The organism is Maritimimonas sp. 2405UD52-3, assembly GCF_056591715.1.
In genome coordinates, this window is record NZ_JBWQOL010000008.1 from 98,711 (window position 1) to 120,650 (window position 21,940).

The following is a 21,940-nucleotide window of genomic DNA, read 5'->3' on the forward strand; positions in this document are numbered from 1 at the left end:
AAAATAAAATTACAATTAGAATTAACACAAGAATAATGCTAAAGAAATTTACCTATTTACTGTTACTATTGTGTTCTTATACCCTATTTGCGCAGGTGGACTTTAATCAACATACTATTGAAGAGAATGCACAAGAAATTGGAGGCTTTACTGCCGTTGTTGATTTAGATAATGATGGCGATATGGATATTGTTGTAACTGATCCTTCCAATAGTCAAGTTTTATGGTTTGAGAATGATGGAAATCAAGATTTTTCAAAAAGAATTTTAAAAGATCAAATTAATTATCCTTTTTATTTTGAAATTATTGATATTAATTCAGATGAGTATCCAGATCTATGGGTACAAACAAATGCAAATAATTTTGAAACGATGGAGGCGGTGATTTTAGTAAATGATTCTAGTCAAGATTTTGAAAAGCTCATTAATCCAATTTTAGAAAGTTCATCATGGATGGAGATAAATGATATGGATGGCGATGGCGATCAAGATATAATACCTTCAAATAGCACTTATTTTTCAACTACGAATCAGATTGAATGGCTTGAAAACCAAGGGAATTTAAATTTGGTTGAAAGGTCTCTTGATATAAGCTTTTTAAATGCTGACAGAGAGATAAGTAGAATAGATTTGAATAGTGATGGTTATATTGATTTATTTGCTTCTGATTCTATTTCGAATGTAGTTTCATGGTATGAAAATGACGGGGCTCAAAACTTCACTAAGCACCAAACATCTCTTGCTTTGGTTGATTCAGAATATTTTTATAGTAAGGAAAGCTATAAGGATATTAATGGTGATACTTTTAAAGATTTCGTGGTCTATTCCAGAGACACAGATGAATTAAATTGGTTGAAAAATGATGGTAATCAGAATTTTACAAAAGAATTAATAGCACCTAATGCTGGCTTTCCGGGTTATATCTATATTGAAGATGTTAATAATGATGGTAATGAAGATGTTTTAGCAATTGATTATTATTTGCAAGGATTAGTATGGTTTGAGAATGATGGTAACGAAGGCTTTACCAAGCATGTCATTAAACAAGATTTAAATTATAATATTCATTTTAATATAGGTGATATAGATTCTGATAATGATATTGACATTTCCCAAGCAGGATATAACACTAAATCTATAGATTGGTTTGAAAACTATTTCACTTCACAAAGTATAGGCGATTATCTCTATAGTGCTCCAAATCTAGGGAATCATAATTATGTCTATACCATGGCTCCACAGAAAGCTATGACCAGCTTAGATAGCATTAAGATCAACAGCGATGTTATAGAAAATGTGAGTTATTTTGATGGATTGGGTAGGCCTATGCAAGAGGTAGCTATTAGAGCAGGAGGTAATGGCGAAGACCTGATTACCCCTATAACATATGATGACTTTGGTAGACAAGCTAAGGACTTTTTGTCATTTGCAGAGGCATCCAATACAGGTGAGAAGTATCGCCCTAATCTAGATATTAATGCTTTTTATAAGAATAAATATGCAGATGACTTTACCAATACCCTTGAGGCAGATATCAATCCTTTTTCGGAAAAGTTATTTGAAGCTTCACCATTAAATAGGGTATTAGAGCAAACAGCACCGGGTGATTCATGGAAAAAAGGAACTGTTATTGATGCCAATGGACATACAGATGGCCATACTATTAAGTTTAATTACGAGACAAATACAACCGACGAAGTACGTTTATTTGAAGTTGATTTTGAGCTTTATACCAATACTAATGAGAGCGATACAGAAAAACCCTTATTGGTGGAGAATGGATATTATGATCTAGCTGAATTGTACAAAACCATCACCAAAGATGAAAATTGGCAAGATGGACAAACCTATGATAAAGATCATACCACTGAAGAGTTTAAAGACAAGCAAGATAGAGTGGTCTTAAAACGTACTTATAATGAAAACCAACCGCACGACACTTATTATGTGTATGACGATTATGGTAACTTAACCTTTGTTATTCCTCCAAAGGCGGTAGATCAGATAATGATTGACCAACCCATTCTAGATGAACTATGCTACCAATATAAATATGACCATAGAAACCGACTTATAGAAAAGAAACTACCCGGTAAAGGATTAGAAAGCATTGTTTATGACAAGTTAGACAGACCAGTACTGATCCAAGATGCAAACCTACAAGCAAGCAATCAATGGTTATTTACTAAATATGATGCTTTCGGCAGGGTGGTTTATACAGGTAAGTATAGCGATAGTTCCAATGACCGATTGGATTTACAAGCACTTTTTGATGCTAAGCAAGGAGCTGAAGCCAATTATGAAGTAAGAGATGCTAGTAGTACGGGTTATGGTAATATTGACTTTCCGACTACTAATTTGGAGATCTTAACTATCAACTATTATGATGATTATGATTTTTCAGAAGCTCCTTTTGATCCTGGCACTAATCCCGAAACCGTGTTTGATGAGGCTACTACAGATCAGGTAAGAAGTTTAGCTACTGGTACCAAAGTAAAAGTATTGGACCAGAGCCCTGAAAAATGGATCACTACGGTTACTTATTATGATGCTAAGGCACGTCCTATTTATGTGTATACACAGAATGACTTTTTAAATACTATAGATATTGTAAAAACAGATCTTGACTTTGTGGGCAGAGCTTTAAAGGTACGTACCAGTCATGTATATGATAATGAATCTGAGTTGGTCACCTTAGATACTTTTACCTATGACCAAGCAGGTAGAGTATTAAAGCAGGTGCAATGTATAGGTGGCTCGACATTAGATGATGACTGTGGAAGTGACGGAGCTGATGGTATACAAACTACCTTAGTAACCACAGAAACGGTAAATCCTGGCGTAAGCAAGGCCATAGAAGCTTCAGGTAGTATAGAATTAAACCCTGGTTTTGAAGCCAGCCCCAAAGTAGGGCAAACAGTTGATATACAAATAAAACAAGGAAGTATTTCTGGTAGTCAGGTAGAACTCATTGCTGAAAATAGCTATGATGCATTAGGGCAATTGGTTAACAAGAAAGTAGGCAATGTAGAATCTGCAGCTTTGCAAAATGTGACCTATGACTATAATGTAAGAGGTTGGTTAAAGAATATGAATGATGTAAATAACACCAATAAATTATTTAACTTTGAAATTGTCTATGATGGCGGTACCTCACCATTGTTTAATGGGAATATTTCTCAAACGCAATGGCGTACAGCCAATCTAGATAGTTCTTTGAAAACCTATAATTATACCTATGATGCATTGAATAGAATTACTGCAGGTACGGATAATACCACGAACTATAATTTAAGTTCGGTTACATACGATAAAAATGGAAATATACTTGGCTTACAAAGACAGGGGCATACGGCTTTAGATGGTAGTGGTGCAGTGACTGCTTTTGGTGTAATGGATGATTTGGTATATGACTACGGAGCAGCCAATGGTAATAAGTTAATAAGTGTTACTGAACAAAATGGAGCCAGTATTCAATATGGCTTTAAAGATGGTAATATATCGGGTAATGATTATGCATATGACACCAACGGTAATATGATCCAGGACTTGAATAAAGGAATTGCTGCAAATGGTATTAGCTATAATCATTTAAACTTACCAACGCAAGCCACTATTAATGGTCAAAGTATTGATTATGTATATGATGCTGTAGGAATAAAGTTAAGAAAAATAGTTGGTGCTACCATTACAGATTATACTGGTAATTACATATATGAGAATAACAACCTACAATTTTTTAATCACCCGGAAGGCTATGTAACACCAGATGGCTCTGGCGGCTATGATTACATCTACCAGTATAAAGATCATTTAGGGAATGTGCGTTTAAGTTATACAAATAAAAATCAAAATACGAGCAATCCAGTTGATTTAGAGATCATAAAAGAAAACAACTACTATCCTTTTGGCCTAAAACATAAAGGGTATAATACGGTTGTAAATAGTGGTGGGAATAGTGTCGCGAATAAGTTTATGTACAATGGGATTGAATTAGAAGAAGCCAATGGTTTAAATTTGTATGAAATGGATGTGAGAAGTTATGACCAGGCTATCGCAAGATTTACTTCTGTTGATCCTGTGACGCATCATTCGTTGAGTACTTATATGGCTTTTGATAATAATCCTGTTTATTGGTCTGATCCATCGGGAGCGGATGCTGAAAGTTTATTAAAGGATATTTTGCGCAAGTCAGGTTCAGGTAAAACAACTTGGACTAATAATAATGATGGCAGTTTTTCAGGATCTAATGGAGCTACAGCTGAAGATAAGGATTATGGAGAGGGCGAAGGAGAATGCCCACCTGATTGTGGTACTCAGCAACAACCTATGGGAGGAGTTGCTGGAATAGGTTACTCTTTTGGTGTATTACCGGACAGTCAAGAGAAAAAAAATGCAGTAACTACAGCCGCAACTGAAATAATTTTGTTTGTAGTGGGAGAATGGGCTGCAGTAAAAATATTCCAAGGAGGTAGGTGGGTTTATCGCTTTGTAAGAGCAAAAAATATTTTATCAAAAAATCGAAAACTACTTGAAACAGCTAATTGGGCTCAAAAAACATTTGGCGGTACATTTACAGGTAAGAAGAGTAAGTTCTTTGGTATGACAGTTGATGAATTAGCAGGGTTAATTTCATCGAAAAAAATGGCTATTAAAGAAGTTCCTATTGATATAGTCATACGCGATGGGAATACTTTAATTTTGAATACTAGATCTTCTGCAGCTCTAACACGAGCTGGAGTGCCTAGAAGTAAGTGGAATGTTGTTAATAGAACTGGAGAAAGTTTATATGAGGATATGTTAACCGATCAATTAAGAAGAAATAAATTAACAAGTGCAGGGACTAGTACTATAAGAGAATCAGGTACTAGTAATGTTATAAGTCATTAAATGGATAAGATAAATTTTATTGAATTAAGTAAAACAATATCACATGCGCTAAGGCACAAACCATCTTTATATAATTTAGAGTTAGATAAAAATGGTTGGGTTGATGTGAATATACTAATATCTTCTCTAAAATCAATAGATAAAAAGTATAGTGATTTATCGATTGTATATATTGAAAATATGATAGCTCAGTCACAAAAGAAGCGGCATGAAATTAAGGAAGATAAAATACGAGCTTCTTATGGTCATTCTATTAAAGAGAAAATAATAAAAGAAGCTTCTAATCCTCCCAAATATTTATATCATGGCACAAAAGAAGAAATGATTAAAAATATTTTTGATAAGGGCTTGCTTCCTATGCAAAGACAATATGTTCACTTGTCTGAAAATAAAGAAGATGCTATAAAAGTAGCTTTAAGGAAAACTTCTAAACCTATTCTTTTAAGAGTAGAATCTGAAATGGCATATAAGCAAGGGGTTTGTTTTTATAATGAAGCGAATAGCTTATGGCTCTCAGATAGAATTAGTTCTAAATATTTAAAAAGAGTTAGCTGAAAAAGAGTTAAACTCTTTTTTTAAAACTTCATCTAAAGTATCCATTGAGTAATCAATTGTGAAGTCTTCAGCAATGCACTCAAAAGTGTTTTCTTTAAAAGTAATTATGAAATGATTTAACCCCTCAAAGCTATTAGGATCAAAATATGGATGATGAGCTTCTATTCTTTTAATTTCTTTTATCCAATCGGAATCATTGACTTTGAAAAAAGAGTAACGTCTTAAACCTAACTTATAATATGGATGCCCTATTAAAACTTCATCATTAGGGAGACCATATTTAAAAATATAATTTCTTTTAAACTTCATTATTGCTACTCCTGTATCACTAGTGCTATCACGTTGTTTTATTTTATTTGTAATTTTAGGTAAATCCAGAAGATCTATGTAAAATAATAGCACTAAGTTGAGATCATTACATAAAATCTTAGGTTCTGGAGCACCAGTATTGATAGGGTATTTAATGCCTATTTCTTCAAGCGTAATCATATTCTATATAATTCTTTTATAGAACATAAATGTAACTATTTGTTACGCGATATGAAATCATTTTGCAATTTATTTGCTATTACAATTTTTGAAGCTGCTTAATGAAATAAGAGGGGTATAGTCCTGTTTTTTTATGGAATGTAAGAGAGAAAGACTCTGGGTTGTTAAACCCACATTCATCTGCAATAGCTTTTATAGTATAGTTCTGAAATCGCTTATCAGTTTTTAACTTACGAACTGCATAATTTACACGAGCTTCATTAAGGTATGAGGTGAAATTTTTATTTTTATAAAAGTTGATAATTTTAGAGAGATATGTAGGTTTTGTTTCTAGGTTTTCTGCTACTAAATTTAAAGTAAGGTTTTTAGTTAGGTATTGATTTTCTTTTTCAAAGGCATCTAGTTTTTGCAATACTTCTTCTATTACTTCAGAAGGAACACCCGCTAGTTTGTTTTTTTTTACAGGCACTTTTTTAGGTTGCTTTTCTATAGAAGCGATCAGCTTATTAAAACGTTTTTTATAGGTCTTTGATCGAATGTAAAATAATGAGCTAAGTGTAATTAATAGTAAGACAATAATAAGGGCGCTATAAAAAATGTACTGTCGTTTATTCTTTTCTTTTAAGGTCTTGGTTTGTTCCCTGGTTACGTTATGTTTTGCTTCAATATCATTTATCTCTTTAGCAAGGGTTCTTTTAGCGATCCTATCAGAAATCTCCGTTGCTTCTTCCAGATAGGTAAGGGCTTTTTCATTGTTACCTAAGAGTTTATAGCTTTTAGCAATATTTTCTAGGTTATCTCTACGAATACTTAATGATTTATCTTTAATGAAATCATTTGATTCAAGAGCATACTCAATAGCTTTTTCAGGTTCGTTTTTAAAAAAATAAATATGACTTAGATTACTTAGAGAAATTGCTATTCCAAAATAATTATTGATGTTTTTATTTATAATTAGTGCCTTTGTTGCATATTCTTCAGCTAAAGAAAGGCTACCTGTTTTAGCTTCTATTCTGCTAAGATTATCATAGATTCTCGTAAGATATTTATTTGTTTTTTGATTTTCGGGGAATGCTAAAGCCTTCTTATAATAAAACAAAGCACTATCTCTATTGTTATCATATAGCTTGGTTGAATCACTATACTCTATTCTATAATAATTACGCCCGATTTTTAGACAAGTAAAAATAATACCTAGAGTATCACTTCGCCCTTGTGCGTTTAGTAATGCTTGCTTATTAAAGAAGATAGCTTTTTTAAAATTCTTAGCCCCTTTAAATACTTGCCCTATAAAGGTCAAATAGTCGTATTGCAGATCGGTGCTTCGCATTTTATTAATCTTATCAAGATTAGCAAGTATATGGTTGATGAGCGTATTGTCATCATCAGCATAGTATTGTACTTTAGCAACTCGCAAATCAAGCGCATATTTTTCTTCAGTATTTAATGAGTTACTGTTTAGCTCTACTTCTTTTAAAAGGAGTTTTGCTTTATCATAATCTCTACGATCAACCTGTTCGTCTATCTCTTTTAACTTGGTTAAAAAGAGGGTATTATTTTGCGAAAAGGAACATGTAATTACGAAAAAAGTAATTGCTAAAGTGATACTATAACTTTTAAAACATCCGAGGCTAATCATCTTTTAGGTTGTGTTATAAATGTTTGCGCATCTAAAAATAGAACAATTTTTATTGCATCTATAACCCTAAAATCAAGAAGCTAGACAACAACAGTTTGCAGAGCCTTATAGGTGTCTTTACATTTACGCTGTAGTACTGCATAGATTTTATTGGGGAGATTTTATAGGAGAAATCATTTATCAGTTCATCATATACTTTAAGTGTGTGGTATAAAATACTTCTTTGTAAGATCAGGCTTTTATAGCCATTGATTCATGGGGAAATACACTCTCCTTTTTCCATAGTCATCATAAACATTTAGGGAATACTAAGTACGAAATAGATGACCCAAGACTATTTGCGTGAGGGGCGTAATTATGAGATTTTAATACGTAGAGCTTTTAACTGTGAAAAAGGGAGAAGGTATGGAGCAACTAGTGAAATACTCATTGAGTTGTATAGGTTAGAAATAGAAGATAGCGAATCCACTTATTATATGAGGCGGTTTCAAAAGACACAGAATTATATAAGTACTGCACTTACCAAATTAAGAAAACGTAAACGTTATTACTCCTCTGATGATGAGTTTTCACCGATACAATTAATGTTACATAGTGCTAAAAATGCAAATGATCTGGCTAAAATTACAAGTTTAGGATTAGCTAAGATAATAGAGTGTGAGAATAGATTGCGTGAGAGTGGTTAATTTGAGAGTTATATTGGCAAACCTCAATAATTTTTAGTACATTTAACCTGTTGCTAAAATCATACATTTCCTAATCTTTACCCATATTTTTTAGAATCAAAATCTAGAAGAAATGAAGAAACGTATATTCATTTTTTTATGGGTACTCTGTATGGTTTCCTGTGAAGAAGTCATCAATGAAGATAACCTTTCTAATGACAATGTGGTTACCTTGGCGCCAACGGATAATGTTGTATTAAAAACCAATGAACAAATTGGTTATAGCTGGCAAAATGTTTTGGGAGCAAGTAGCTATAAGCTTCAAATTGCAACACCCAATTTTGAGCAGGCTATTCAGTTAAAATTAGACACCTTGCTTACAAGTACCTCATTTAGTATAGACTCTTTACAAACTGGTGCTTATGAGTGGCGGGTAAAGGCTTTAAATAGTGCCTTTTCAACAGCGTATACGACGAATAATTTTATTGTAGAAAAACCTTAACGTCATTACGAGGAGTTTCGATAGCTATCGAAATGACGAAGTAATCTTTTGTTTTAAGCAGATTGCTTCTCCGCCACAGGCGGATCGCAATGACAGGAATTAATAAAATGAAAAATAAAAAAAATATCTATTTCTTATTACCTGCAGTATTGATGGTTTGGGGGCTACTGGGCTATAAAATTTATTCGGCAGTAAAGCCTAAAAAATCTAATGTAACTGCTGTTAGTCAAGAGTTGGCTTTTAAACCACAGGAGATACAGGAGTCAGAACCCTTTAGCATTAAAGCAAACTATAGAGATCCGTTTTTGGGTAAAGCACCCACTATAAAAAAATCAGAAACAAAACGGGTGGTAAAAACAAAGCCACAGGCAAAGCAACCCTTTCCTAAGGTAGTTTATAAAGGCGTGGTTGCTAATGGTGCTACACAGGTTTTTATCATACAAATAAATGGTCAACAATATTTCTTTAAAAAATACCAAACCCAAGAAGATATTAAGTTGCTAAAAGGCAACTCAAAATCAGTTACTGTACAATTTCAAGGGGAGCGACAGTCATTCTCAATTTCTAAATAATGGTTCGTCATTACGAGGAATGAAACGACGAAGTAATCTGTAAAAAACAAATAAAAGATTGCCACAGTAAATAAATTTACTTCGCAATGACACATTAAAATTAGCATGAAAAACCTTTTAAAAACAAAACTAAAAGCTGGCGCACTGCAATACACCATTTTTATTTCGGTGGTAATTGCCCTATTGGTATTTGGTTTTATAGGCCTAACCTATACCCAACAAAAGTTGCGTTTAAAGAATACTGTTTTTAAAGAGGTAGTTCGGCGGAATGCAATGGTGTTTCAAGCTTTAGAGAATAATCAGAATTTTTCTAGTGATGAAACAGGCATTGAAGCTTCTATATCAAAAAAACAATGGGGCATCTTTCAAATACTAACTGTTACTACTAAAAAAGGGAATGAAAAAATCACTAAAACAGCATTATTAGCAAGTCATTCAAATAGTAAGCCGGCCCTGTATTTGCAAGATGAAAATCAACCTTTGGTTGTGGTAGGGAATACTAGAATAGAAGGAACAGCCGTGTTACCTGAAAAAGGAATAAAACAAGGGAGCATTTCAGGACATTCTTATACAGGCTCTCAATTAATTTATGGAAGGGTAGAAAAAAGCAGTAAGCAATTACCGAAATCTTATAGTATTGAAAGACTTCAACAGTTTAAAGATTCAATCATACAATCAAGTGATTTTGATGTTTTAGATCTAAGTGTCGACACACAAATAGTAAATCCGTTTAACCAAAAAACAAAGATGCTGCGGTCATCTGCAACACTTGAATTAGCGGATGTTCAAATGGCTGGTAACATCATGGTGATATCTGATACCAAAATTGTCATTCACGAATCCACCAAGCTTAACGATGTTATTTTGATAGCTCCTGAAATAGAAATAAAAAAAGGCGTAGTAGGTACTATTCAAGCCTTTGCAGAACAAGAATTATTAGTTGGTGAGAATGTGAGACTGCATTATCCGTCGTCTTTAATACTTAATGAAAAAAGGTCGATGCCAAGTCAGCAAAATAAAGAGTCGGCAGAACCCAATCAATTAAAGGTGAAAAAGAATACAAGCACTAATGGTATTGTAGGGTTCCTGACTCAAAATCAGCTGGAAAATTATAAAGCCCAGCTCATCATTGAAAAAGATAGCGAGGTTATTGGAGAGGTATATTGTCAAAAAAATCTGGAACTAAAAGGTACAGTAAAAGGTAGTGTTTATACTAAAGGTTTTATTGCAAACCAGTTTGGTTCGGTCTATAAAAATCATCTGTATAATGGACAGATTTTAAGTACCGAGTTGCCCGAGAGATATGCAGGATTAAGTTTTGAAAATTCAAAATCAAAAGTGGCGAAATGGGTGTATTATTAAAACTTATAAAAATGAAAGTAAAAGCCTCAACCTTGGTTGAAGTGTTGGTGGCGTCGGTGCTGATTATTGTGATTTTTACCATCACCTCATTGTCATTAAACATTGTTTTTAAATCAACAGTAAAAGGTAATACAAGTGCTATGGAAAATGAATTAAACAAACTACAATATTTGTATGAGCATCAGAAAATAGCAGCGAACTATGCAGCTGACTTTAAGGATTGGGAGGTTACAATTGTACAAGAAAAAGGTGTTTCACATAACAATGTTGTATTGCAGGCAACAAATGATAAAACAAACCAAAAGATAACCAGAAAATTAGATCATGAAGCCACTCCATAAAAAGGTAAGCGCCTTTACCATTTCAGAAATGCTGGTGGTTTTGGTTATTTCAAGCATTGTGGTAGGCCTGTCATTAACTGTATTGAATTTAATTCAAAAGCAAGTACATGCAATAGGCAAAAATTATGATGTTAATACTGAGATACAGCAATTAGAAAGAGCCTTAGTATATGATTTTCAAAGCTACCAGTTGTTGTACAATAATAAGAATAACCAATTAAAAGGAGTTTCAGTTAAAGATACCGTTGTATATCATTTTACCGAGCACTTTGTCTTAAGAAATCATGACACCTTGCATGTGCAGGTCTTTAATTCAATAAGGTATTTAGATGGAGCCGTTGTAAAAGAAAATGCAATTGATGCTATTGAATTACAAGTATCAAAAGAATTTCCTGAAAAGAAATTATTTATTTCAAAAACAAAAGATGCAGCTTTTTATATGAATGACTATGGCATTTAATCTTGAAAATATTCAAACAAAGAAACCAGCTTCAAAAGGCTTTGATGTTGATCAATTATTAAAGACTGAAATTTCTCTAGGCACATCATTTACCAATAAAAAGAAAGAGGCCTTTTATACTGAACTCAGCGTCTTGTTAAAGGCAGGTATAAGCTTAAAAGAGGCATTGTCATTAATTGCGGCCAAACAAAAAAAGGAAAAAGACAAGGCCCGGTTAGAGCATATAGTGAATGCCATTTTATCGGGTAGCAGTTTTTCAAAAGGCTTAAAAATCGATAAAGATATTACTGAGTATGAATACTATTCGTTAAAAATTGGTGAAGAAACAGGTACATTACAAGATGTAACAAGAGAATTGGGCTTATTTTTTAGAAGACGAAATGAACAGAAAAGAACAGTCGTTAGTGCCCTTTCCTATCCAATAGTTGTGTTAATTACTGCTGTATTGGCCGTTTTGTTTATGTTGCGTTACGTGGTGCCTATGTTTGCAGATATTTTTAAACAAAATCAGGTGGAGCTGCCATGGCTTACGAAAGTGATCATTAAAATATCGTTGCTATTTCAAGAGTATTTTTGGTTATTTTTTATTGTTGTGCTAGGTTTTTTTATTGCCAGAAAAGTAGTGTCAAAAAAAGAGTGGTATCAAAGAATACACTCAAAAATTGTGCTGAAAATTCCTTTTTTGGGTGAGTTATTGCGTAAAATGTACGTGGGTCAGTTCACACAGGCGGTGGCTTTGCTAACACAGGCCAAGGTTCCTGTTCTAAATAGTATTCAATTAACAAAGAAAATGATTGATTTTTATCCGTTACAAAAAGCCTTATTTGAAGTTGAAGCGGCTATTTTACAGGGTAAAAATTTAAGTGAAAGCCTTCAAAAACATAAGGTATTTGATCAAAAAATGATTTCACTATTAAAAGTGGCAGAAGAAACAAATCAGAATGAATTCATTTTTGAGCGGTTAACCTCACAATACAATGAAGAGATACAATACAAGTCAAAAATGTTGAGCACTATTCTTGAACCTCTGATTATCATATTTTTAGGAGCACTCGTTGCCGTAATTTTAATAGCAATGTACTTACCAATGTTTACGCTCAGTTCAGTTTTAAGCTGATTACCTACTAAGAAAAATTGAATATTTCAAGGGGTCTTTTCCTGTTTCTTAAAGGGTGTTTTTTCTATAGGAAAATAGGCAAAGTCCTATTGTTTTATATGTAGGTAATAGGCACATTTGTGATTAACTATTACAATAACTGATTTGGCTATGAAAAAGAGGATCTAGGTTTTCTGGATTTTTCTATGGAAAATACACTCCCCATTTTCCATCTATAGCGCATTTTTTTCGGTTTACTAAAAACGATATAGATGAATGAAGACTATACGCGTAAGGGGAGAAATTATGAAATTTTTATCCGTCGAGCTTTTAATTGTGAAAAGGGGAGAAGGTACGGTGCAGATAGAGAACTGTTTATGGAGTTAGTACGTTTAGAAGCTGAGAGCTGCCAATCTATTGAACGCCAATGGCGATTTCAAAAGCTCAAAAAGTATCTAGCGGTGGCACTTTTTAAATTGAAAAAACGGAAGCGTTATCTTGAATCTGATAATGAGTTTTCCCCTATTCAATTTAAGTTAAGTAAATCTGAGAATACTAATGATTTAGCAAAAATTGCTAGTCAAGGACTGGCTAAGATTATTGAATGTGAGAATAGGTTGAGGGAGAGTGGATAAAATGAAGTTTATTATAACGACCGTAATTTTAAACTTTATCAACATTTTTTGATTTCCTAATATTTAAAGTTTAATTTCCCGTAATAAATAATTAGTTTACTTTTTAACCTTTTAATAAACTATTTGTTATGGTATTTGGATATGCAAGAGTCAGTCGAGAAAAACAGAACTTAGATTTACAATTAGATGCTTTCTTAAAAGAAGGTATCTCCGAAAAGAGAATTTATACTGACAAAATTTCAAGGGCTTCGGATGAAAAGAAAAATTTAAAGAAACTGCTAGAGTATGTTAGAGAAGGAGATACAATAGTTGTTTGGAAGCTAGATAGAATTGTTGGTAGTCTGATACAATTTGTGAAGTTGATGAATGAACTTGATGAAAAAGGGGTAATGTTTAGATCTTTGACAGAGCCCTTTATTAATACTTCAGACAGTTCTCCACAAGGAAAGTTGGTCAAGAATATTTTTGCCTCTCTGGCAGAATTTGAAAGATCTTTGATTATTGAAAGAACAAAAGCAGGATTGGCCTCAGCAAGAGCTAGGGGCAAAATTCTTGGAGCACCAAGAGGACTCAGTGAAAAGGCAAAGAAAAAAGCTATGTTGGCAGAACATTATTTTAAAGAAGGAAAATTAAGTGTCTCTGAAATTTTAGATGAATTAAGAATAAGTAGAGCCACTTATTACAAGTATTTAAAATATAGGAAGGTAAAAGGAATCAGACCTTATAAAAAAAAATAAAAAAAGGGGATTTTTCCCCTTTTTTGGCCTTGGTTTAATCTATAAATTTAACGGATAAAGTATTGGCCAGAATATTTTTAATATTTGAGCATACATATTGACGTAATAAAAGACAATATTGAATGAAAATTGATATTCATGTACATACGAAAAAATGCAAAAGTGGGGATTCAGAATATAGGAATATTGATGCAGAAAAATTTGATGAAATAATTAGATTAACTGATGTTGGGATTTTAGCCATAACAAATCACAATCATTTTGACCTTAAACAATATGAGGAAATAAAAAACAAGGTAAGTGACACTTGTCAAATTTGGCCAGGTATTGAATTAGATATAGTTGAAGAGGGTAGACGAGCTCACTTGATAGTAATTGTAAATCCAAACTTCGCTCTATCATTCAGTAATAAAGTAAATGAATTACTAATTGGAAAAACCGAGGACAACTTTACTATATCTATAGAAGATACTGTTAGTAGTTTCGATAGTTTTGACACCATTTACATAGCTCATTATTATGCTAAAAAGCCCAACTTAAATGACGAAGATTTAAACAAATTGATCGGGTTAGTTTCGGATGGTAGAAGAGTGTTGAAGGAAGCCACTAACTCAATTTCTGCTGGTATTTATATTAGTCATGGGCATAATTCGATTTATGGTTCAGATATTCAGAATTGGAATGATTATCAACATATAGCCAAACAGCTTCCTGATTTAAGATTACCAGTGGAATCTTATGAGCAATTTTGTTTATTGTTGGAAAAAGATGTGGCAACAATAGATACTATTCTTGATAAAAAAACTAAAGAAGAAATTCAATTAAATCCATTTAATGTTGCTGAGCTTGTAAATATTGATATTTATAATGACATCAACATAATATTTGGTTCTAAGGGTACAGGAAAAACCGAAATACTTAAAGCACTTTCAAAATATTATAACGATTTAGGATTTAAAAACGAAGTTTATGTGTCTAGTAACAAAAAACTTGATGAAACATACGACTTGAAAGGGGTTTCTTATGATGCCAATGTTGAAAATTTTGGGATATCAGATTGTGCAGAGGAATTAAAATCAATTAGAAATTCGAGTGAAAAGAATATATCAAGCTTAGGCTCATATTTAAGATATTTTAAGGAAGATAAAACAAATAAATTATCTAAGAAACTAAGAATAAATAATTTTAATGAGTTCGATGAGTCTTCATCAGAAAGAGCATTTGTTGAGATTTCCGAAAGTTTCAAACATATTCGTGATTTTATTAAATATATTAACTCAGATTCGTTACTTCAGCGGATAATTGGTTCAGAATTATTTCTGGAGTTAAGATCAATTGTTAGTAAAGTTTTAGAAAAACTTAAGGATGAATCTAACAATAGGTTACTCGATTTACGAAGTATTTCCCTTTTCAATCAAATTATCCATGTATTTGTAGAAGAAATAGCAAAGAAAACTGGGCAACAGCAGAAGCCTATTAAAACTGGTTTTGCTGAATATGCAAGTAACAGAATAAGAATAGAAAAAGATTTAAATAAACTATTATCAAATATTAATCAAACTATAGAGCCTGAAATAAGATATGTAGGAGATCTGGACGAGAAAGGAAAGCTTTTCTGCCAAACAAATATTTTTATTCAGAATGGGACTTTACACAACACAAGTTATAAACCTGTTAAAAAGAATTCTACCAAAAAGCCACAGAAAAAGGTCGCCTCAATTTTAAATATAATATCAAAACATCTTTACGAAAATTCGCTTTTTGAAAAAATCACAGAGCTGAAAGAAATAGAAGGGGCAGAATCAATTAATAATTTAAGTGATTTACTAATTTTTAATCGCTGTTTCACAATAGATGGTAATGAATATCAGCCATCAACTGGAGAATCTTCAATGGTACTTTTACATAATGAATTATTAGAAAATAAAGAAATTTATATTATTGATGAACCAGAAAAAAGTCTAGGCAATGACTACATAAGTAATGTTATTGTTCCTATTCTTAAAGAGAAAGCTCAAAGTGGCAAAAAAGTTATTATAGCAACCCACGATGCAAATATTGCAGTTAGAACATTACCTTATAATTCTATTTACAGAGAACATGATATAAATGGATATTATACATATTTAGGCAATCCGTTTTCGAACAGCTTGAAATGCAATAATGGCTCAAAATCAGATTTGGATTGGAAAGAAATTAGTATGAAAACATTAGAGGGCGGAAAAGAAGCCTTTGGCGAAAGAGGAAAAATATATGGAAACACATAAAGCAAAGATAAAAAGAGAGGGAGATGGGGAAAAAGCAACATTAGTATTTTTAATCCCTAATAACAACCTCGAGATAATTTTGACTGAGGATAAACCAAACGAAGTTAAAAATGTTTTTAACAGATTAATTATCGAATTAAAAAAGGGAAAATTCGAATTCGAACTTGATGATGTTAATGAAGACTTATATTTTCATATAAGTAAAGAGTATATTTCCCAGCTCAATACTGAATTAGTTAGCATTTATAATGAACTGAAAGACTACGATTTACTTGAAAAGGCGGAAGATGAAGAAGAATAGCTAATCCAGAAAAACTATGTTAGAAGAAATTGAGAAAGCGGGAAAACCATACGTTTTTAGATATAGATCCGATAATAATTTTACTTTAGATGAAATTAAGAATTCATATGTTTATTTTCAAAAGAGGGAATTGCTAAATGACCCTTTAGATTCAACACCAGATTTAATAGATTTAAAAAAGTTAGATATTGAAGAGCTTTTCAAGGCATTTGAAATAATTGCTGGAAAAGAAAAGAGAGAATATATCGAAAAAAAACTAAGTTCTAAACAATTAGAATATACTGTCCGAGAGTCAATTCCTAAATTTATAAATAAACATGGAATAGCTTGTTTTTCAATGCTTCCTGGTATAAATATGCCAATGCTGGCAAACTATGCTAATAACCATCAAGGATTATATCTACAATACAATATAGAGTTTGATCCTGTTTTTTTTAGAGGCTTGAAATCTATGAATTATCGAAAGAAAATAAAAAAGATCCCTATTAAATTGCTTGAAAATGAAGAAGAAATCTACAACCTGTTTTATCTAAAACATAAAAACTGGAGTTACGAAAAAGAATTAAGAATAGTCAAAGAAAATTTTGGCAAATACTATATAGACAGAAGTGCCTTGAGAAATATTATATGTGGATATAATTGCTCAGGGAAATTCATTAATAAGGTATTAGAAGCTAATAAATTTAACAAGCATGTTTCCGTTTAGATAATGGAAAAGCCTTCAGAGTTAAATAGATTGAAATTAAATTTAATAGATTAATATTACCCTGTAAAGAACTAGGTAGAAAGTTTAAATAAACGATTAGAATGTTAGAATCAAAAAAGGAAGCAAAACTCTCCCGTTATCTTGAAATTTTATTGGATAAATGGGTATATTAGTTTATAAATAAGGAGTTGTCCATAATCCAAATGAAGCTAGACGAATTCTCAAAAAATATGGCTAAAATTCAGAAAATTGCTTTTCCATCATACATGACGGAATTGCAAAGGAAAATGAATTTGATGAATTCGAATTTGGTACCAGCCAAAGGTATTATTTCTCAACTTCAAAAGCAGAATGAATTAATTAAAGCCAGTATTGGGCCAACCCAAAGCTTTCTCTCCGAATTTCAAAAGAACTACCAACCTATAAAACTAGCCTTACCGCATAATTTTCAATCTGACTGGAGTAAAAGTCTGCAAGGAATAAGTCGAGTTGCTGAAATGTTAAAATCCACAATACCAGACTTAACTGCATTCCAATATGACATTACTGAATTAACAGAAGAAGAAATTGAGGAAGAAAGTTTAGTCGAACTTGTTGACAACACTAAACTTCTTTTGAAAAGCATTTACAGCCAAAACAAACTGATTGACGTGGTCGATCCGAGAGAATTTGAAAAAATAGTCGCAGAACTTTTACACTTTAAAGGTTACGAAGTGCATCTAACTAAAAGAACGAGGGATGGGGGATATGACATTCTAGCATTAACAAAAGTTGGTGGTATTCCATTTAAATTACTTGCTGAATGTAAACGACATAAAAAAACCATCGGAATTGATATAATTAGAAGTTTTTGCGATGTCATTAATTATCAAAAAGCAAATAAAGGGTTGATTTTCACCACCTCATATTTTTCACCGACAGCTATTTCTCGAAAAAATGAAATGGGAACTATTTTGGACTTAAAAAATAGAGATGAATTAATCGAATGGATAATTGAATACAATGAAAAATAAATACTTTGGGTAAAAAAGAACTGTCTTAAAAGTTCAAATAAATGATTTTTTAATTATGAAAATAGTGGCACTTTTTCTCATTTGTATGTATTCAAGCATATGTATATCCCAATGTAACAGTCCATCGAATTTTCAACGTTGCTCATTGAATGACAGAGCGAGTGTTGAGGGGCTAATCGACAATATGAGAAGTATTGAGAGTGCCATTCGCAACATATATAATATTCCATCGCCACGTGGATGGAGTAATATTGACGTATCTGGAGGCCGTAGGGATATTACGAAATACCGCCGAACAAATCATGATGATGACTCGAACACACCAAATGAACTTGAAAATGTGTTAATCGTTGTAGACATAATTAGAAACTTAAGAGATAATGAAAATGTAGCAAGACAGTTCCAAGGAATAATAGGAGAAATACAAAACAATCCAAGCCGTGATGCCGCCCTTTCCCTTTCATTAGCATATAGGGAGTCTTCTGGAGTTTTATTTAGTACAAGCAGAGATAAAGTTCATTCTTCAGCAGCGGGTGGTTTGGACAATTTTGGAGCCCATATGGAATCAATGAGAAATTTAGCAGTATGTGGGTATGGAAATAATTGGGAAGTGGTTCGAGTTCATAATGAAAATGAGGATGGACCTATTGTACCCGCAAGAATTCCAAAAAATGAACTTTTAGCTGCTTATGATGCCCGGTCTTTCTTTGTTCACACCAAGCTAAACCCTATTTTGATTAGAAATGGTTTTGACCCTCTTGATCTTAGTTTGGGGGCAAGACGAATAGCCCTTGCAGTTGGGTTTGCAAATAACAGTGAAAGTTTAGTATATAATCATGACTTACATAATGACAACCCCCCATCCCGAGGGTTTTCCTTAACTACACTAGTTACGTGGATGAAATCTAGGATTGAAAGGGGGCTTGCAAGTGACTTTAATGACGTTTTGAGCGATCCTGAAATAAGGAGAATTCATCGAGTCCAATCAGCAATTGCAGCAGCGGCAACTGCAGAAATGATTGACAAGTCATTATTAACTGCCAGTGGAGGAGTTAATTGTAGTGATAATAGTTCAGACTTTAGTTCAAATGGAGGTGTTGAAGTTTTTAAAGGTGTTTGGACGGCCACACAAGAATCACTTATGGCTATGTGGGAAGAAGTTTATCACCCGAATCCACCTAGTGATGTTGTTGGTAAAGTGACCATCAAATTTAATCTCGATGAACAAGGAACGGTAACATATGATGATGTAAAACTTGTTTTTAGAAGTACACCACCTGTAACAATCAGTGGAACTATACCTTTCGCTTGGTCCATAAATCAAGAGCGATATATTGAATTTATGCCTGAATCAATGGATATAGAACTATCAGTATTGGGTATATCAATTCCAAACACGTTTCCTGAAGTACCAAATAATGGTATTAAAGCTGAATTCAAAATTGAGAGAGACTACTTGAATTTATGGGATTTCACAGCACCGATATACTTTCCTAAAGAATGGAGAAAATAGAAAGTTCAAAAAAACGATGATTACCATAAAAGAAAAAACTGTAAATCGAGGGGCAGGATTTGATAATTATCAAATTCAGAAAACGACGATTGGTAAAATAGCTTATGATTATCCGGACAGCAAAATAATTTATTATGAAGAAGAGTATAGGGGAAAAGTAGAAATTGAGTCAATCGGAGTTAACGCATATTTTTCAAAACAGAATAAGAAAATAACAAAAAATAGGATTTTGTCAATTGAATTCTACAAAGGTAATTTTGCAAAAACAGAGAAAGGTATAATCGTTGGTCAATCTACTTTTGCAGAAGTGAGAGAAAAATATGGTTCTTCAGGGAAATGGATGAAATCTGGAGATGATGTTTATTTGACTTTTGGTAATAATGTTTTATTCTTTGCTGAAGGTAATGATTATGAAGAAATCAATGATGATAGTATTGGCCTAAATAGTTTTGTAAACAGAATTTACGTGTTTGATGATGGAAATGGACAGTGTCCTAAATGTGAAAATGGAATTATAAGTAATAATGCCATTCATAGCATGGGAACCAATAATTTTAAATGTAATAGCTGTGATTTTGGAACATTTACTCTGATCCCAAGTATGGGGCCATGCCCAAACTGTAAAAAACTATCTTCAATATCTATTCGTGATAGGGGGGCTGAGAGTTTTGCAAACTGCGAATCTTGCGAGTTTTCCTTATCATTCAATAAATATAGATTCTATCCAGAAATTTATTTTATATATGATTATTGATTAGGTAAAAGTTTAAATAAACGATGAATACCTAGCTTTATATTTTTCGGATTATATAAATAGTTAAAAAATGAAGTTTAAATTTTTCAGTAGTTTTTCAGGAACATTAATATTACTTTTTGCCATATTTGGATTGATATTTTTTATTGCTACTTTATCTCCAAGTAGCGGTAGAGGGTCAACTGGTCACTATCTATTGATTACCGAACAAAAAGGAGATACTATTGCCTATGCTTTGCATGGTAGAAATATTATCACAACACCTTATAGTGATTATTTAACCTTGATGGATAGATTAAACATTAAAAAGTCAGACGTGATATATGAATACCATTCTCAAGGACTTAAAAGTAAGGGGTGGATCGATGCTGATTTTTTGTATGATTATCTATACAACTATTGTATTTTCATGAATAAACTAGGGTCAAATTTTATTATTTTAGAAGATAATGGGTTTGATATAGGGAAAGATTGTTCTACTGATTTAGCAGATTACATAGAGCTTCAAGAAATTGATGAAAATATTGAAAGAGGTTTTAAAAGTGAATTTGATTAGATTTAAAAGTTCCCATAAACGATGCATGATATCACCTTCATAAGCACAATCCATAAGGAAATTGGAAAATGTAACGCTAAAGAGTTGTATAAGATTATCAAGAAATTAAACCCAGAGGTGATTTTTTTGGAGGCAATTGGGGGAACTTATTCAGAATATGAAAACTATTTGTTTTCGACATATGGGATATTTCATAATAAATTGGAAATATCCGCGATTCAGAGATATAACTACGATACTTCGTTTCAATATATACCCGTATGCGAAAATGGACTATCAGATACTTTTAACAGAAAAATCAAAATAGTTAGTCAAAATAGAGAACTACAAAAATTGATTGATAATTTCAATTATTTAGCGGCTGAGAATGGATTTGGATTTCTGAATAGTTTAGAATGTATAAATCTTCAAGAAGAGATGCGAGCGTTGGAAAGCAGGATTTTAAATAATAATGAAATGGATAAAACAGTTAAGGCAGACATTGAAGACTATGAAAAACCAATGATTCAGAATATATATTCATATTGCAACAACAACCATTTCAGTTCAGCAATTTTTATGTGTGGTGCCGCACATAGAAAATCAATTATTGAAAAAATAGAGAAATCTAAGACTCAGGAGTATGCGAATCTGTCATGGGCTATTTTTGAAAATTGAACCAGGTCTCAAATAACTTCACACAGTAATGTTCCTATGAAATGCAATAACTCAATATCACAAAGTTTAAATAAAGGATGAGTAAAAGCAAAAAAGAAAATTTAGATACAGCAAAAATCGAATATCTAAGAATTGAAATTCAAAAGGGTATAGATAGCGGTAATTCCCCAAGAAATATTAAGGATATAATTGAAGATGCCGAGAAACGGCGTGAGAATAAGAATAATTAAT

Annotated in this window: 22 protein-coding genes; 20 read left to right on the plus strand and 2 right to left on the minus strand. The window is 32.4% G+C overall.

The genetic code is table 11. The features are described 5' to 3' along the window. The first annotated feature begins 35 nt into the window (after positions 1-35). The gene (locus AC1EU5_RS15555) at positions 36-4,889 is read left to right on the plus strand and encodes a DUF6443 domain-containing protein (protein ID WP_480193341.1); all 4,854 of its coding nucleotides are present in this window, start codon (positions 36-38) and stop codon (positions 4,887-4,889) included. Next, the gene (locus AC1EU5_RS15560) at positions 4,890-5,444 is read left to right on the plus strand and encodes an RNA 2'-phosphotransferase (protein ID WP_480193342.1); all 555 of its coding nucleotides are present in this window, start codon (positions 4,890-4,892) and stop codon (positions 5,442-5,444) included. On the opposite strand, the gene AC1EU5_RS15565 is transcribed toward AC1EU5_RS15560, so the two are convergent. Continuing rightward, positions 5,427-5,933 carry a hypothetical protein gene (locus AC1EU5_RS15565; RefSeq protein WP_480193343.1) on the minus strand — a complete coding sequence of 169 codons (507 nt, stop codon included), beginning with the start codon at positions 5,931-5,933 and terminating at the stop codon, positions 5,427-5,429. The two genes, AC1EU5_RS15560 and AC1EU5_RS15565, sit on opposite strands and share 18 nt — an antisense overlap. Positions 5,934-6,012: 79 nt before the next feature. After that, positions 6,013-7,572, minus strand: a complete 1,560-nt coding sequence (locus AC1EU5_RS15570; protein WP_480193344.1) for a helix-turn-helix domain-containing protein — start codon at positions 7,570-7,572, stop codon at positions 6,013-6,015. Between the two features lie 323 nt (positions 7,573-7,895). On the opposite strand from AC1EU5_RS15570, the gene AC1EU5_RS15575 reads away from it, so the two are divergent. From AC1EU5_RS15575 to AC1EU5_RS15660, 18 genes are all read left to right on the plus strand, one after another. Beyond that, positions 7,896-8,258: a hypothetical protein gene (locus AC1EU5_RS15575; RefSeq protein ID WP_480193345.1), complete on the plus strand. Its 363-nt coding sequence runs from the start codon at positions 7,896-7,898 to the stop codon at positions 8,256-8,258. 112 nt (positions 8,259-8,370) lie between these two features. Beyond that, on the plus strand, positions 8,371-8,739 hold the full coding sequence (locus tag AC1EU5_RS15580; protein WP_480193346.1) for a hypothetical protein: 369 nt from the start codon (positions 8,371-8,373) through the stop codon (positions 8,737-8,739). Between the two features lie 107 nt (positions 8,740-8,846). Then, complete coding sequence (locus AC1EU5_RS15585; protein ID WP_480193347.1) at positions 8,847-9,311, plus strand: hypothetical protein; 465 nt, start codon at positions 8,847-8,849, stop codon at positions 9,309-9,311. 105 nt (positions 9,312-9,416) lie between these two features. Then, entirely contained in the window at positions 9,417-10,673 is a 1,257-nt protein-coding gene (locus tag AC1EU5_RS15590) for a hypothetical protein (protein ID WP_480193348.1), read from the plus strand. Positions 10,674-10,684: 11 nt separating this feature from the next. Beyond that, on the plus strand, positions 10,685-11,014 hold the full coding sequence (locus tag AC1EU5_RS15595) for a hypothetical protein (protein ID WP_480193349.1): 330 nt from the start codon (positions 10,685-10,687) through the stop codon (positions 11,012-11,014). Further along, a complete protein-coding gene (locus tag AC1EU5_RS15600; RefSeq protein WP_480193350.1) occupies positions 10,998-11,474 on the plus strand; it encodes a prepilin-type N-terminal cleavage/methylation domain-containing protein in 477 nt (158 codons plus the stop codon). Before AC1EU5_RS15595 ends, AC1EU5_RS15600 begins: the two co-directional genes overlap by 17 nt. After that, the gene (locus AC1EU5_RS15605) at positions 11,464-12,591 is read left to right on the plus strand and encodes a type II secretion system F family protein (protein WP_480193351.1); all 1,128 of its coding nucleotides are present in this window, start codon (positions 11,464-11,466) and stop codon (positions 12,589-12,591) included. Before AC1EU5_RS15600 ends, AC1EU5_RS15605 begins: the two co-directional genes overlap by 11 nt. A 251-nt stretch (positions 12,592-12,842) precedes the next feature. Continuing rightward, positions 12,843-13,205, plus strand: a complete 363-nt coding sequence (locus AC1EU5_RS15610; RefSeq protein WP_480193352.1) for a hypothetical protein — start codon at positions 12,843-12,845, stop codon at positions 13,203-13,205. Positions 13,206-13,333: 128 nt separating this feature from the next. Continuing rightward, entirely contained in the window at positions 13,334-13,942 is a 609-nt protein-coding gene (locus AC1EU5_RS15615) for a recombinase family protein (protein WP_480193353.1), read from the plus strand. 122 nt (positions 13,943-14,064) lie between these two features. Continuing rightward, on the plus strand, positions 14,065-16,209 hold the full coding sequence (locus AC1EU5_RS15620) for a hypothetical protein (RefSeq protein ID WP_480193354.1): 2,145 nt from the start codon (positions 14,065-14,067) through the stop codon (positions 16,207-16,209). Continuing rightward, entirely contained in the window at positions 16,196-16,510 is a 315-nt protein-coding gene (locus tag AC1EU5_RS15625; RefSeq protein WP_480193355.1) for a hypothetical protein, read from the plus strand. The genes AC1EU5_RS15620 and AC1EU5_RS15625 overlap by 14 nt, the downstream gene beginning before the upstream one ends. A 16-nt stretch (positions 16,511-16,526) precedes the next feature. Next, entirely contained in the window at positions 16,527-17,216 is a 690-nt protein-coding gene (locus AC1EU5_RS15630; protein WP_480193356.1) for a hypothetical protein, read from the plus strand. A gap of 203 nt (positions 17,217-17,419) precedes the next feature. Continuing rightward, the gene (locus AC1EU5_RS15635) at positions 17,420-18,229 is read left to right on the plus strand and encodes a restriction endonuclease (protein WP_480193357.1); all 810 of its coding nucleotides are present in this window, start codon (positions 17,420-17,422) and stop codon (positions 18,227-18,229) included. A 184-nt stretch (positions 18,230-18,413) separates the two neighbouring features. Next, positions 18,414-19,742 carry a hypothetical protein gene (locus AC1EU5_RS15640; protein ID WP_480193358.1) on the plus strand — a complete coding sequence of 443 codons (1,329 nt, stop codon included), beginning with the start codon at positions 18,414-18,416 and terminating at the stop codon, positions 19,740-19,742. 16 nt (positions 19,743-19,758) lie between these two features. Continuing rightward, positions 19,759-20,496, plus strand: a complete 738-nt coding sequence (locus AC1EU5_RS15645; protein WP_480193359.1) for a hypothetical protein — start codon at positions 19,759-19,761, stop codon at positions 20,494-20,496. A 70-nt stretch (positions 20,497-20,566) separates the two neighbouring features. Then, the gene (locus AC1EU5_RS15650; protein WP_480193360.1) at positions 20,567-21,052 is read left to right on the plus strand and encodes a hypothetical protein; all 486 of its coding nucleotides are present in this window, start codon (positions 20,567-20,569) and stop codon (positions 21,050-21,052) included. Positions 21,053-21,073: 21 nt separating this feature from the next. Next, on the plus strand, positions 21,074-21,709 hold the full coding sequence (locus AC1EU5_RS15655) for a hypothetical protein (RefSeq protein ID WP_480193361.1): 636 nt from the start codon (positions 21,074-21,076) through the stop codon (positions 21,707-21,709). 77 nt (positions 21,710-21,786) lie between these two features. Beyond that, positions 21,787-21,939 carry a hypothetical protein gene (locus AC1EU5_RS15660; RefSeq protein WP_480193362.1) on the plus strand — a complete coding sequence of 51 codons (153 nt, stop codon included), beginning with the start codon at positions 21,787-21,789 and terminating at the stop codon, positions 21,937-21,939. Position 21,940 lies beyond the last annotated feature (1 nt).